This window comes from Arthrobacter sp. HMSC08H08, from assembly GCF_001807575.1.
Lineage (GTDB): Bacteria > Actinomycetota > Actinomycetes > Actinomycetales > Micrococcaceae > Pseudoglutamicibacter > Pseudoglutamicibacter albus.
Genome location: NZ_KV789376.1, coordinates 256,016 through 269,452, shown reverse-complemented (window position 1 = coordinate 269,452; position 13,437 = coordinate 256,016). Strand labels below are relative to the sequence as shown.

11 protein-coding genes and 1 pseudogene are annotated in these 13,437 nt (G+C 59.1%); all 12 read left to right on the top strand.

The annotated features are described in order from the left end of the window. Positions 1 to 6: 6 nt before the first annotated feature. On the top strand, positions 7 to 1,497 hold the full coding sequence (gene murF / locus HMPREF3175_RS02475; protein ID WP_070490526.1) for a UDP-N-acetylmuramoyl-tripeptide--D-alanyl-D-alanine ligase: 1,491 nt from the start codon (positions 7 to 9) through the stop codon (positions 1,495 to 1,497). A gap of 3 nt (positions 1,498 to 1,500) precedes the next feature. After that, a pseudogene (gene mraY / locus HMPREF3175_RS02470) lies at positions 1,501 to 2,611 on the top strand (phospho-N-acetylmuramoyl-pentapeptide-transferase). Between the two features lie 14 nt (positions 2,612 to 2,625). Next, the gene (gene murD, locus HMPREF3175_RS02465; RefSeq protein WP_070490592.1) at positions 2,626 to 4,146 is read left to right on the top strand and encodes a UDP-N-acetylmuramoyl-L-alanine--D-glutamate ligase; all 1,521 of its coding nucleotides are present in this window, start codon (positions 2,626 to 2,628) and stop codon (positions 4,144 to 4,146) included. A gap of 103 nt (positions 4,147 to 4,249) precedes the next feature. After that, positions 4,250 to 5,527 (top strand): putative lipid II flippase FtsW, encoded by a 1,278-nt coding sequence (ftsW, locus tag HMPREF3175_RS02460; protein WP_070490524.1) that lies wholly within the window; start codon positions 4,250 to 4,252, stop codon positions 5,525 to 5,527. Positions 5,528 to 5,550: 23 nt separating this feature from the next. After that, entirely contained in the window at positions 5,551 to 6,666 is a 1,116-nt protein-coding gene (gene murG / locus HMPREF3175_RS02455) for an undecaprenyldiphospho-muramoylpentapeptide beta-N-acetylglucosaminyltransferase (RefSeq protein WP_035754479.1), read from the top strand. A gap of 76 nt (positions 6,667 to 6,742) precedes the next feature. Continuing rightward, positions 6,743 to 8,209, top strand: coding sequence for a UDP-N-acetylmuramate--L-alanine ligase (gene murC / locus HMPREF3175_RS02450; RefSeq protein ID WP_083285391.1), 1,467 nt, complete (start codon positions 6,743 to 6,745; stop codon positions 8,207 to 8,209). After that, positions 8,206 to 9,213 carry a cell division protein FtsQ/DivIB gene (locus HMPREF3175_RS02445; protein ID WP_070490522.1) on the top strand — a complete coding sequence of 336 codons (1,008 nt, stop codon included), beginning with the start codon at positions 8,206 to 8,208 and terminating at the stop codon, positions 9,211 to 9,213. The genes murC and HMPREF3175_RS02445 overlap by 4 nt, the downstream gene beginning before the upstream one ends. Before the next feature lie 276 nt (positions 9,214 to 9,489). Then, the gene (gene ftsZ, locus HMPREF3175_RS02440; RefSeq protein WP_035754483.1) at positions 9,490 to 10,692 is read left to right on the top strand and encodes a cell division protein FtsZ; all 1,203 of its coding nucleotides are present in this window, start codon (positions 9,490 to 9,492) and stop codon (positions 10,690 to 10,692) included. 4 nt (positions 10,693 to 10,696) lie between these two features. Then, positions 10,697 to 11,452 (top strand): purine nucleoside phosphorylase YfiH/LACC1 family protein, encoded by a 756-nt coding sequence (locus HMPREF3175_RS02435; protein WP_070490520.1) that lies wholly within the window; start codon positions 10,697 to 10,699, stop codon positions 11,450 to 11,452. A gap of 19 nt (positions 11,453 to 11,471) precedes the next feature. Next, positions 11,472 to 12,245 carry a YggS family pyridoxal phosphate-dependent enzyme gene (locus tag HMPREF3175_RS02430; RefSeq protein ID WP_239446418.1) on the top strand — a complete coding sequence of 258 codons (774 nt, stop codon included), beginning with the start codon at positions 11,472 to 11,474 and terminating at the stop codon, positions 12,243 to 12,245. Positions 12,246 to 12,301: 56 nt separating this feature from the next. After that, positions 12,302 to 12,862 (top strand): cell division protein SepF, encoded by a 561-nt coding sequence (locus tag HMPREF3175_RS02425; RefSeq protein ID WP_035754487.1) that lies wholly within the window; start codon positions 12,302 to 12,304, stop codon positions 12,860 to 12,862. Between the two features lie 148 nt (positions 12,863 to 13,010). Then, positions 13,011 to 13,304, top strand: coding sequence for a YggT family protein (locus HMPREF3175_RS02420; RefSeq protein ID WP_052048220.1), 294 nt, complete (start codon positions 13,011 to 13,013; stop codon positions 13,302 to 13,304). Positions 13,305 to 13,437: the final 133 nt, after the last annotated feature.

Sequence of the window (13,437 nt, the reverse complement as noted above, 5' to 3'; positions counted from 1 at the left end):
AGAACAATGATCACTCTCACCATTTCCCAACTTGCCGAAGTCACTGGAGGCCGCCTGTACGGCCCGGTGAATACTGACGCGCACGTCAGTTCAGTCACCACCGATTCCCGCGAGGTCACCCCCGGCGCGCTGTTCGTAGCGAAGCCAGGGGAGAGGACCGACGGACACGAATTCGCTGCAAGCGCCATCGGCGACGGCGCGGTAGCGGTCCTCGGGGAACGCGAAGTCACCGACGCCGCAGGTCAGCCGCTGCCGATGGTCATCGTCAACAACGTTGTTGACGCGATGGGTGTGCTTGCCCGCCACGTGGTTGAAACGGTCCGCGATCACGGTGAGCTCACCGTGATCGGTATCACCGGCTCCGCAGGCAAAACCACCACTAAAGACCTCCTAGGCGCTATTTTGAGCCATAAAGGACCCACCGTGGTTCCGCAAGGCTCCTATAACGGCGAGGTAGGTTTGCCGCTCACCGTCTTCGAGATGACGGAAGATACCCGGTACCTGGTCGCCGAAATGGGGGCCACCCAGCGCGGGAACATCGCCTACCTCGCCGACATCGTCAAACCAGATATCGGCGTGGTCCTCATGGTCGGCACCGCCCACGTGGGCGAGTTCGGCGGCATCGAAAACATCGCTCTCACCAAACGTGAGCTCGTTGAAGCGGTCGGCCCTGAGGGCGCTGTGGTGCTCAATAAGGACGATTCCACGGTGTGGAACATGCGCGAAGCCGCACACGCACCCGTCTGGGCTTTCACCGAAAGCGACCCAGCAACCGCATCCCTCGGCGCTGCTGGAGACAGCGAGGACAACATCGCTGGTGCCGTCTACGGAACCAACGTGCACCTGGATGGGAGCGGCCACCCCGTCGTCGCCCTCACGTTCCCAGACGGCTCCGTCCGGCAAGTCACCTCTGGCCTAGTTGGCCGCCACCACGTAGCCAACGTTTTGGCCGCGGCGACCGCGGCCAGCGCAGCCGGGATCGAATCCGGGCTGATCGCAGACACTCTCTCCGGACTCGGGGCAATCTCACGGCACCGGATGGAACGCACTGACCGCGCAGACGGCGTCACCGTCATCAACGACGCCTACAACGCCAACCCGGAATCCATGATGGCAGCCCTCCAGCTGCTCGCTGAGATCGAACGTGGAAACCCGCACAGCGAGCCCCGCCGCACATGGGCCGTGCTGGGGGAGATGCTCGAACTCGGCGAAGACTCCATCACCGAACACGACCGGCTCGGCCGCATGGCGGTACGCCTCAACATCTCTAAAACGGTGGTTGTGGGCCGCGGCGCTAAACCGATCCACTCCGCAGCGGTCCAGGAAGGCTCGTGGGGTGAAGAGGCATACTGGTTCGAAACCACTGAGGAAGCCGAAACTTTCCTCAACGATAACGTCCAGCCAGGCGACGTCGTGCTCTTCAAATCCTCGAACGGGGCAGGACTACGCTGGTTCGGTGAAAAATTCGCTAACGCTGAGCAGACACGGGAGGGCTGATACATGCTCGGACTCGTACTCGGTGGCGTCATAGCCCTCATCATTTCCTTCGCAGGCACCCCGCTGTTCATCCGTTTGCTGACTCGCCGCGGCTATGGGCAGTTCGTGCGCGAAGACGGCCCGCAAAGCCACATGTCCAAACGCGGAACCCCCACGATGGGCGGCGCCGTGTTCGTGACGGCCGCGATCCTCGCGTACTTCCTGACTCACCTGATTCTGGCGCTGTTGGGTTCGCCGACCGCGGGACCAACCGCATCGGGCCTCTTGCTGCTGTTGCTTATGGCCGGGATGGGCATGGTCGGTTTCTTTGACGATTACGCGAAGATCCGGCAGGAACGTTCGCTCGGGCTAACCCCGTGGCAGAAGATCCTCGGCCAGGGCATCGTGGGCGTGTCTTTCGCGGTGCTTGCGCTCATGTTCCCGGATGAGCAGGGCCGCACGCCTGGCTCCATGATGATCTCCGCGGCACGCGATATCCCGTGGCTTGATTTGAGCTTTTGCAGGCCCTATCTTCGGCGGGGTCCTGTTCGTGATCTGGGCTAACTTGATCGCAACCGCAACCACCAACGGCGTAAACCTGACTGATGGCCTCGACGGCTTGGCGACAGGTATTTCGATCTTCGTGTTCTCAGCGTACGCCCTCATCGGGTTGTGGCAGGAAACCCAAAGCTGCGGCACGCATCGTGCCATGGCGGGGGGATGCTACGAAGTCCGCGACCCTATGGATCTTGCGATCTGGGCTGTGATCCTGATCGGTGCGCTCGTTGGTTTCTTGTGGTGGAACACCAAACCCGCACGCATCTTCATGGGCGACACCGGCTCGCTCGCGCTCGGTGGCGCTGTAGCGGCGTTCGCGATCCTGGGCCGCACCCAGTTGCTACTGATCGTGATTGCGGGCATGTTCGTGCTGATCTCACTGTCCGTGATCATCCAGGTCGGCTACTTCAAACTCTCCGGTGGCAAACGCGTGTTCCTCATGGCTCCACTCCAGCACCACTTTGAGCTCAAGGGGTGGCAAGAGGTCACCGTTGTGGTGCGTTTCTGGATCTTGGGCGGCCTGTTCGTGATCGCGGGCTTGTGCTTGTTCTATCTGGACTGGCTGGTGAGAGTATGACCAAGCAGCTACCCATGCTGGGAGGACTTGAACACCTCGATTCGTGGGGTGCCGATTGGGGCGGGCTGCGTGTTGTTGTAGCCGGCATCGGCGCGAGTGGTTTCGCAGCCGCTGACACTTTGGTTGAGCTCGGCGCGAAGGTCGCTGTCGTCGATGGTGTTGATAACGAATACAACCGCGAACGCAAACAGACCTTGGAAATTGTTGGTGCGGTATCGGTTGAACTCGGTACCGAGCACGTCGAGGCCATGCCTGCGGTCGATGGTGAACAACCTGATCTTGTGATTGTTTCCCCAGGTTGGCGGCCGAGCCACCCGTTGCTGGTTCAGGCGCGCGAAGCCGGGGTTCCTGTGTGGAGCGAGATTGAGCTTGCGTGGCGTGTACGCGATGGCCGCGAGTTGGCCGAACCAGCGGAATGGTTGTGCGTGACCGGCACCAACGGTAAGACCACGACCGTGACGATGGCAGCGGAGATGCTACGTCAGGACGGCTTCCGTGCGATCGCGGTCGGCAACGTTGGAACGCCGGTCTTGGATGCAATCCGGGACCCGCAAGGCTATGACGTTTTGGTGGTTGAGCTTTCCAGCTTCCAGCTACACCATACGTATTCGATCTCTCCGCTGGCATCCACGGTGCTCAACATCGCTGAGGATCACGTCGATTGGCACGGCGGTTTTGAACAGTACAAGGCCGATAAAGCCAAAATCTATGAGCGCACCAAGATCGCGGCGATCTTCAACGCGGAAGATCCGGTCACGCTTGCGATGGTTGAAGAAGCCGATGTGGTTGAAGGGTGCCGGGGGATTGGCTTCACAACTCAGAGCCCGGCCGTTTCGATGCTTGGTGTGGTTGAGGACCTGCTGGTGGACCGCGCCTATATCGCGGAGCGCCGCACGCAGGCCCAAGAGCTTGCGCAGCTATCTGATCTGGGGCCGCGTCCAGCCCATCACACTGTCGCGAACGCGTTGGCTGCCGCGGCACTGACGCGTGCTGCCGGTATCAACGCCGAAGGTGTTGCCGCTGGCTTGAGGGCCTATGACCGTGGTGAGCACCGCATCCAGACGATCGCCGAAGCTGATGGTGTCACGTGGATCGATGACTCTAAAGCAACCAATCCGCATGCAGCTCACGCGGCACTGGCTGCGTATCCGAGCGTGGTGTGGGTAGCTGGCGGATTAGCCAAGGGCGTTGAGTACCACGAACTTGTTCAGCAGCACAGCCACCACCTTCGGGCAGTGGTGTTGATCGGCACTGATACGAGCGCACTTGAGGAAGCTCTCACTCAACACGCGCCCAACGTCCCCGTTCTTCGGACCCAGGTGGGAGAAACTGGTAAGCCTAATAAGGTCACACCAGAACTTGGTGAGGCCGTCATGAAGCAAGCTGTCAGCCACGCGCTCAGCGTTGCACAGGAAGGCGACACCGTCCTGCTCGCGCCAGCATCGGCGTCCATGGATCAGTTCGCCTCCTATGCGGCCCGCGGCCACGCGTTCGCGAAGGCTGTCGCTGAGGCACTCGGTAAATCACCCGAATAAACCGCCGAGCGCTGACACACAGGCAACCAGCTGAGCAAGGCCACCGGCCGTGCACAGCAACCATCGGATGAGGCACCATACCGGAGAACTGCAGGAGGTACCCATGGCCACCGCTAAGCCACGTAGAGGGTTCCTTCGCCGCCAGATGCGCCGCATCGAACTCACAGACGCCGCGGGCCTGCGCACCACGGTCTATGTCTTGATCGCTTCCACACTGTTGCTGACGGCGTTCGGTTTCGTGATGGTGCTGTCCTCCTCGGCCGTCGAGTTCGTGTCCGCTGACCGCGACCCGTATTCGCTGTTCATCAAACAGGCGACCTTCGGTGTGATGGGCATCGTGGGCATGTTCGTGATGATGGCGATGCCGACCGCGTGGCTGAAGCGTCTGGCGTGGATTGCGATGATCGGGATGCTCGGGTTGCTGGCGTTGGTTCTGGTGATCGGTGTCAATGTCAACGGTAATAAGAACTGGCTCCAGTTTGGTCCGGTGACCTTGCAACCGTCTGAGATGCTCAAACCTGTCATGGTTCTGTTCGCCGGCACGATGTTTGAGCGTAAACGTCGTGTGATGGATCAGCCGATGCATGCACTGGTTCCGGTTGCTGTGGTGGTGGGCATGGCGATTGCTTTGGTGCTGCTGGGGCGGGACCTCGGGCAGGTACTGGTGCTCGCCGGGATCCTCGCGGTGATGTACCTGGTTTCGGGCGCTCCGTGGCGTGTCATGGGTTTGCTTGGGGCTGCGGGGCTTGCGATGACGGTGGTCGCTGTTTTTGCTAGCCCAAACCGTATGATGCGCATCTTGTCTTTCGCGGGTCAGGGCGCAGAGGACGATGCGCAGGGGATTGGGTTCCAGGCGTTGCAGGGCCGTTTCGCGTTGGCTTCTGGCGGCTGGACGGGCGTGGGCTTAGGCCAGTCGCGTTTGAAGTGGAGCTACATCCCGGAAGCGCAGAATGACTTCATTGTGGCGATCATCGGTGAAGAGATCGGTTTGTGGGGCACGCTCACGATTATCGCGGCGTTCATGGTGATGATCGTGTGTATCTACCGGATCGGTTTCCGGGGGGATTCGCTGTTTTCGCGGGTTGTGTGTGGCGGCGTGATGGCGTGGATCGGCTTCCAGGCTTTCGTGAATATCGGGATGGTTTCTGGGATGCTTCCGGTGATCGGTGTCCCGTTGCCGTTTATTTCTTATGGTGGTTCGGCACTTTTGTCTACGTTGATTGGCGTGGGATTGGTGTTGAACATTGCACGGACTGAGATTATGGCTTCTCAGCGTGCAAAGTTTGTAGCTGCCTCAGCGGCTGAGGAAGACGCTGACGGTAGTGAGGCTGTTGTACATAGCGTTGCTGTAACTGACGCTAGTGAGAAGGACGGAGTTTAGCGTTGGGCGAGAAGGGGTCAGGCGTGAGTTCTGAGCTTTCTATTGTGTTTGCGGGTGGCGGTTCTGCCGGCCATGTTTCGCCGTTGTTGGCGATGGCTCGTGCGGTTCGCCGGATGCACCCTGATGCACGGATCACGGTAGTGGGTACCGAGGAGGGGCTCGAGAGCCGCTTGGTTCCCGATGCGGGTTTCGAATTGGAGTTGATCCCTAAGGCTCCGATGCCGCGGCGGCTGAATAAGGCGGCACTGCAGTTTCCGCGTAAGTATCTTGATGCTGGCCGCCGTGCCGCGGAGATTCTGCGTCGCGTTGATGCCGATGTGGTGGTCGGTGTGGGTGGGTATGTGTGCCCGCCGATGTATAAGGCTGCGTTCAAGGCTAAGGTTCCGGTGGTGATCCACGAGGCGAATATTCGTGCGGGGATGGCCAATAAGATGGGCGCGAAGAAGGCCGCGTTTGTTGGTACGGCTTTCGCTGAGACGAAGATCGCTGACGCTAGGCATGTGGGGATGCCGATGCGGGAGGCGATCGCGAATCTGGACCGTGCAGGGGGCGCGGCTGAGGCTCGGCGTGGTTTCGGTTTGGATCCGGAGGCGCCAACGCTGTTGGTTACCGGCGGGTCTTTGGGGGCTGTGAATCTCAATAGGGCTTTGGCTGGTGCTGTTGAGGAGCTGACGCGCCGTGGGGTGCAGGTTCTGCACATCACTGGTGTGGGTAAGGGTATTGAGGCTCAAGGCGCCACTGATGGTGCCGCGTACGTTCAGCTCGCTTACGTGGATGCGATGGAGCGGGCGTATGAGGCCGCGGATGTGATCGTGTGCCGTGCCGGCGCTGGCACGGTGAGTGAGGTCGCGGCCGCGGGATTGCCGGGTATTTTGGTTCCGTTGCCGGTGGGTAACGGTGAGCAGGCGCTCAACGGTAAAGTTCTAGTTGATGCCCATGCGGCTCTCATGGTTGAGGATGCCGAGCTCACTAGCGGCTGGCTGATTGAGAACGTGATGGCTCTGTTCGATGATCCGGTGCGTCTTGAGCGGATGGGTATCGCGGCGGCTACCGTTGGTATTACTGACGCGGCGCAGACGATGGCGAGAACCATTGTCGATATTGCTTCACAGCACGCTTCCCAGCGTTCTTCTCAGTGAAGTTAGGCATCTCAAAATTGTTTCGAGGCCTCTTAGCCATTGTGGATTGAGGGGCCGTGAGTGGAGGAACCACACCATGAATGCTTCGGGTTCTGATACCCGTTCCACACAGCGAACTGTTGACGAGCTGAATCTGTCTGATTTGGGTCGGGTTCACTTCTTGGGCATTGGAGGTGTGGGGGTTTCTGCGGTTGCGCGGCTGTATCTTGCTGCGGGCGTGGAGGTTTCCGGGACGGATGCGAAGGATCTGCCGGTTCTGGATGAGCTTGAGGCCGCCGGTGCACGTACGTTCGTTGGTTTCAAGCCCAAGCACGTTGATGGTGTGGACACGATCGTGATGTCCTCTGCGATTCGTGAGGATAACCCTGAGCTGGTTGCCGCGCGTGAGGCTGGCGTGCGCGTTCTGCATCGTTCCGAGGGGCTCGCGTTGGTTATGAAGGGCCGCAGGTCGGTCACGGTTGCCGGTACGCACGGTAAGACCACCACGAGCTCGATGATCACGACGATGCTGTCCACGTTGGGCGCTGACCCTTCTTTTGCGGTGGGTGCCACGGTGGGTGGTTTGGGAACGAACGCGGCCGCCGGAGGCAGCGATATTTTCGTTGCTGAGGCTGATGAGTCGGATGGCTCTTTCTTGAACTATGAGCCGCGCATCGCTGTGGTGACAAATATTGAGCCGGATCACCTGGACCATTATGGGACCGCTGAGGCTGTTGCGGAGGCTTTCGAAAAGCATGTTCAGCGCGTTCCGGAAGGCGGCGCTGTGGTGGTGTGCCTGGATGACGCTGGCGGCGCCGAGCTTGCGGCTAAGGTTTCGGCTTCTGGACATGGCCCGAAAGTGGTTGGCTACGGTTTCACCTCTGACGCCGATGTGCGTGTTTCCCGCATGCAACCTCACGGGATTGGTGCCACGGCTAAGGTCACAACGCCAAGTGGTGTGGCCCAGCTGGATCTACCGTTTCCTGGTGCGCACAATGTTTTGAATGCGGTGGCCGCGATCTCGGTGGGTGTTCTGCTCGGCTTCGAACCGCAGGCGTGCGCGGATGCGCTTTCAGAGTTCCAGGGGGCCTCTCGCCGTTTCGATTACAAGGGACAGGCGCGAGGCGTTCGCGTGTATGACGATTACGCGCATCACCCAACGGAGGTGACCGCGGCCCTTGGCGCGGCCCGCGATGTTGCAGGCGAGGGGCGCGTGCACGCTGTGTTCCAGCCGCATCTATTCTCCCGGACGCGAGATTTCGCGCACGGCTTCGCTGATGCGGTCTCCCTTGCTGACACGGTCACGTTGCTTCCCATCTATCCTGCCCGTGAAGACCCCATCCCGGGGGTAACCACCCAGTTGATCGCTGACCACGTGGGTGTTGAGTATGCGCTGGTTGATCCCGAGGATGTTGCCGAACGGCTTGCGGAGCTTGCCCGTCCAGGGGACGTGGTTCTAACGCTCGGTGCCGGTGATGTCACAGCTCTTGGCACACAGATCGTGGAAGCCATCGAGGAGGACGGCTACGAAGATTCCGAGGGCGGTGAAACATACACAGGATGAAATCCGATGACGAGCTTGAGTTCAGCGCGGTAGCCCGTCCCAAGGAAACAGGCAGCGCTGAGCAAGACAGCGCTGAACAAGACAGCGCTGAGCAGCCCGGAGCTAGGCAAGACAGCACGGAGCAAGAAAGCACAGCGCAAGACAGCACGGCGGCAGACGGCGTTGCTCCGGTGTCCCAGTTTGAACCGCCGCCACCTGAACCGCAGCCAGAGGCGGACTCTCAGCCTGATGTGGACTCTGAGCTCGTTCCAGAGTCTCAGAGCGAGGCGCCGTTACCTGCTCCGACGCCGATTCGGCCTCATAAGAAGGATCAGGCTCGCAAACGGAAGAAGTGGCGCCGGATGGCTGGTGTTGGGGCGTGCTTGCTGTTTGTGGGCGGCATGGTTGCGTTGTCGTTCAGCCCGCTAGCCAAGGTTGAAAAGGTCAGCGTTTCCGGTTCGAAACTTGCCGATAGCGCCAAGATCGTTGAGGCGCTTAAGCCGCTGGAGGGGAAACCGGTCGGCAGTCTTAACAACCGGGAGATCACGGGTCTTCTGAAGAAGTTCCCCGCTATTCAGGATGTCCGTATCCAGCTGGATGGTCCGCATGATCTGCGCGTTGAGGTTGTTGAGCATCGACAGGTTGCTGTCATGGAACGTGACGGTAAGAAGATGATCGTTGGCGATAACGGCGTGGCGCTCAAGGAAGTATCTGGTGATGAGGCCGATAAGCTGCCTCTGGTGAGTGTTCCGGAGAAAGACCCTGGGCATCAGATTTTCGACGGTGTAGTCCAGGCGCTTGCGGAACTTCCCGGTGGCGTTTTGGCTACGTTGAAGCAGGCAGAAGCGAAATCAGTGGACACCGTGACGTTCAAGTTGCGTGACGGGCGTAAGATTGTGTGGGGCGGACCTGAGGACGGGCCTATGAAGGCCGCGTTGGTTGAAACGTTCCTCAACCAAAAAGACGTCAAAGACAAGGTCATTGATGTCTCAACGCCTCAGCGACCCGTCACGAGCAATGAATAATCGCACGAGTGGCGTAGCCTGGCGAGAACCAAGAGCTTCAACCAACGGTTGAAAGATATGGAATGAAAAGCGGCCAAAATGGACGCTTGAGGGATGAATTCCCCTCCGGCATAACGACACGCCGCACGCAAGGTTTGAAGCGGCCTAGCGTGGGCGGTTTACTCGATATATAGGCTCGGAGATCGCTTCAGCACCATGCAATACACATGGACCGCATGATGCTCCGGCGTCAGCTTATTTTTACGAGCACATACCTACGAGCAAGGGACCCAAAACGTGGCAGTTGGACAAGAAAACATCGCCGTCATCAAGGTGGTCGGTGTTGGCGGCGGTGGCGTCAACGCAGTCAACCGTATGATCGAGGAAGGCCTCCGTGGCGTCGAATTCATTGCCATCAACACTGACCTTCAGGCGCTCATGCTCTCTGAAGCGGATGTGACCCTTGAAATTGGTCGCGAACTGACCCGCGGCCTCGGCGCCGGCGCTAATCCGGATGTTGGCCGTCAGGCTGCAGAAGATCACGAAGAAGAAATCAACGATCTTCTCACTGGCGCTGACATGGTTTTCGTGACCGCAGGTGAAGGCGGCGGCACCGGCACGGGCGCGGCCCCTGTCGTCGCTCGCATCGCTCGCTCGCTGGGTGCTTTGACTATCGGTGTTGTGACCCGCCCGTTCACGTTCGAAGGCCGCCGCCGTGCGAACTCGGCAGAAGCTGGCATCGACGCGTTGCGTGATGAGGTTGACACCCTCATCGTGATTCCGAACGACCGCCTGCTTGCCATCTCTGACGAACGCATCACCATGCTGGATGCGTTCAAGGCCGCAGACCAGGTTTTGCTCTCAGGAGTGCAGGGCATCACGGACCTCATCACAACCCCAGGCGTGATCAACCTCGACTTTGCAGACGTCAAGACTGTCATGGAAGGCGCGGGCTCCGCGCTCATGGGTATCGGTGCCGCAAGCGGGGAGAACCGTGCACTCGAGGCAGCCGAGCAGGCTATTGCCTCCCCACTTTTGGAAGCAAGCATCGAAGGCGCGCAGGGCGTTCTGTTGTCCTTCCAGGGCGGCTCGGATCTGGGCCTGTTCGAGATCAACGATGCGGCACGCTTGGTCCAGGAAGTCGTTCACCCAGAAGCCAACATCATCGTTGGCTCCGCAATCGACGAATCGATGGGCGACCAGGTGCGCATCACCGTCATCGCTGCCGGATTCGACCAGGTTGATAAGACCTCCCGCCCGGCTCAGCCTAGCCAGGTGAGCCAGTCGAACCAACAGCCTGTTCCACCTCGCGTTGATGAACAGGCATCGGGAACACCGACGCTCGCTGCGGTGCCTCATCCGGTCCCAACACAGGAACAGGACCTGCCGGTTCCTGCCAGCATCGAAGAAGAAGACGAAGAGAACGACGTTCCAGAGGTTGTGGAACCGGTCATGCCACCGGGGCGCGACGCACTGGATGTCCCGGATTTCTTGAAGTAAACCAATGCGCTGCGAAACGTTCACACTTCACCCGGACGTTGCCGTAGCGTTCACAGGCCGCACGGAGGGGAACCTCGCCGTACATACGGTAGAGGGCCCCTCCGTTGCGCTTGTGTTGCACGCGCGGACACGTGTTGAACAGCGTCTTGGTGTGAAGCCGGGTTCGCTGGCTTTCATGTCGCAAGTGCATAGCCCGTTCGTAGCGGTCATTGATTCCGATGGTGCTTGGGCTGACACGTGCCAGCGAGAGCACAATGTGCCAACAGCTGATGCGTTGGTCGATGTCAGTGCACGGTATGCCCCCGCCGTGTTGACAGCAGACTGCATACCGATTGCGATCGCGGCGAGCCTCCCGGCAGGCCGCACCGCTACGGCAGTAGTTCACGCCGGGCGTACAGGTCTTATCGACGGAGTTATTCAGAACACCCTGAAAGCGTTGACCGACCAACATGCAGCCGAGCTTGAAGCGTGGATCGGGCCGGCGATCTGTGGGCGGTGCTATGAAGTGCCCCAAACGATGGTTACCGATGCGGTCGCCGCACTGCCAGGGGCCGCATCGGAAGTTATCGCTTCCACCACCAGCTGGGGAACACCATCTTTAGATCTGCCGCGAGCAAGCCGCGCCATCTTAGAAGAATACGGAGTCTTGGTGCATGAGGCAGACGAATGCACACTCGAGAACTCCGCTTGGTACTCCTACCGCGGAGAAAACAAGCACGAGCGCAACGCGACCATCATCTATCAGCGAAACATTCAATAGGAATAAAAAGAGGTAGACAGTGAGCAACACCCACGGGCAACCCCAGGACCTGCAGACACCAAGCCTCAACGCAACCGATTCCCGCCGCGAAGAACTTGCAACCCGCCTCAGCGCAGTCAAAGAGCGCATCACGCGAGCAACCAAGGAGGCGGGGCGAACCGAGGAACCCACGCTCATTGTGGTCACAAAGTTCTTCCCACCATCGGATGTCGCTGCCCTGTATGACCTCGGGGTACGCAACGTGGGGGAGAACCGCGAGCAAGAAGCTACACCTAAAGCCGCAGCACTAGCCGAATATGCACCGGATTTGCGTTGGCACTTCATCGGCCAGTTGCAAAGCAACAAAGTTAATCGTGTGGTCCGGTATGCACAGGAAATTCATTCGGTTGATCGTGCCTCACTTGTGAAGGCGCTGGCTAGGGCTGGGCAACGTCGGGTGGACGAAGGTTTCGAACCGCTTGGTTGCTACGTTCAGGTCGATGTGCGGAAGGACCAACCCGATGATGGCCGCGGCGGCGTAAGTATTAATAATGCGCCCGAATTGGCCGACAGTATCGCTGAAAATCCGGGTCTTCAGTTGCGTGGTGTTATGACTGTTGCACCCCTAGATGAGGCGCCAGAGATAGCTTTTCAGCGGATAGGTGAACTGGCCCATCGAATTCAAGAAACACACCCGGATGCGAGTGGAATCTCGGCCGGTATGAGTCATGATCTAGAGCAAGCAATTTTTGCAGGGGCGACACACCTACGCATCGGGTCGGATGTGCTGGGTTCTCGCTCACCTGTGCGTTAGCTTTGAAAGGTGCCTGAATTTCATAGGCACCTACGCATCTACTTAAGGAGAATCCGATGGCAGGAGCCCTCCGCAAAACCATGATCTACCTAGGCCTGGCTGAGGCGGAGGATGAAGACCTCAAGCGCCCTGAGCCGGCGAAGACCGTTAAGCCCGCCGTTTCGGAGCAGGTGCGCCAAGAGGTAAAATCCAAGCCAGTAGAGGTGAAGCCAGAACCGGCTAAACCGCAACTGGTAGAAGTTGCACAGCCCGAGACGGCGCCGAAAGCTGCGGAAGAATTCCGCGCTCCGGTGACGCCCATCAAGCGCGCGGCGTCCGCGCCGGAGGAGGACACTGAGTTGCGTCAGATTACGACTGTTCACCCGCGCTCTTACAACGATGCCAAGACGATCGGTGAGAGCTTCCGTGATGGTATTCCGGTGATCATGAACGTCACTGACATGGGGGAGTCTGAGGCCAAGCGTCTTGTTGATTTCTCGGCTGGACTCGTGTTCGCTCTACGCGGCAATATTGAGCGTGTAACCAATAAGGTCTTCTTGCTCACTCCGCATGGCGTTGAAATTTTGGGTGAAGAACTCACTGGGGATAGCCAGTCAGCGTTTTTCAACCAAAGCTAAGTTTCACCTTTCTCGGTAGCTACTGACTTGTTCGGTAGCTACCGATTTTGTCAGTAGCCGCCGAATCGCTCGGTGGCTACGCAGTGGCGCTTGTGGGGCGATACGGCTCGCAAGGGACGAGATCGAAAGATAATCGGAGGCAATCGGCGTGATCTTTGGCGTGATTTATCTGGCGTTGAGCGTGTTTATGTATCTGCTAATGGCGCGCATTGTCGTGAGTTTCATCGACTCTTTTGTTCGTGACTGGCGCCCGCGGGGCGCCGCTCTTGTATTCGCGAGCACTGTCAACCGCACCACAGAACCCCTGCTCGGGTGGGTTCGCAAGGCGATGCCTCCGGTGAATTTCGGCGGCGTCCAGCTGGACCTTTCGTTCATTCTCGTGTTCTTCGTGGTGTCCATTGTGAAGGGACTTGTGTTCCAAATGGGTGTAGGATTTGTGTAGGCTGTGACGCTAATAGCGGTCAACATCGCAAAAAAGCGAAAATCGTTATATAGTTGTTATCAAGCAAGCGTCGAGCTGATCCGCAGCACAGGCGTTTCTAAGTCTTTATTCATCGTGACTGGCGAAAGTATCG

Coding starts and splice junctions, on each gene's coding strand:
- murF (WP_070490526.1), top strand. CDS start 7: ATGATCACTCTCACCATTTCCCAACTTGCCGAAGTCACTGGAGGCCGC.
- murD (WP_070490592.1), top strand. CDS start 2,626: ATGCTGGGAGGACTTGAACACCTCGATTCGTGGGGTGCCGATTGGGGC.
- ftsW (WP_070490524.1), top strand. CDS start 4,250: ATGGCCACCGCTAAGCCACGTAGAGGGTTCCTTCGCCGCCAGATGCGC.
- murC (WP_083285391.1), top strand. CDS start 6,743: ATGAATGCTTCGGGTTCTGATACCCGTTCCACACAGCGAACTGTTGAC.
- HMPREF3175_RS02445 (WP_070490522.1), top strand. CDS start 8,206: ATGAAATCCGATGACGAGCTTGAGTTCAGCGCGGTAGCCCGTCCCAAG.
- HMPREF3175_RS02435 (WP_070490520.1), top strand. CDS start 10,697: ATGCGCTGCGAAACGTTCACACTTCACCCGGACGTTGCCGTAGCGTTC.
- HMPREF3175_RS02425 (WP_035754487.1), top strand. CDS start 12,302: ATGGCAGGAGCCCTCCGCAAAACCATGATCTACCTAGGCCTGGCTGAG.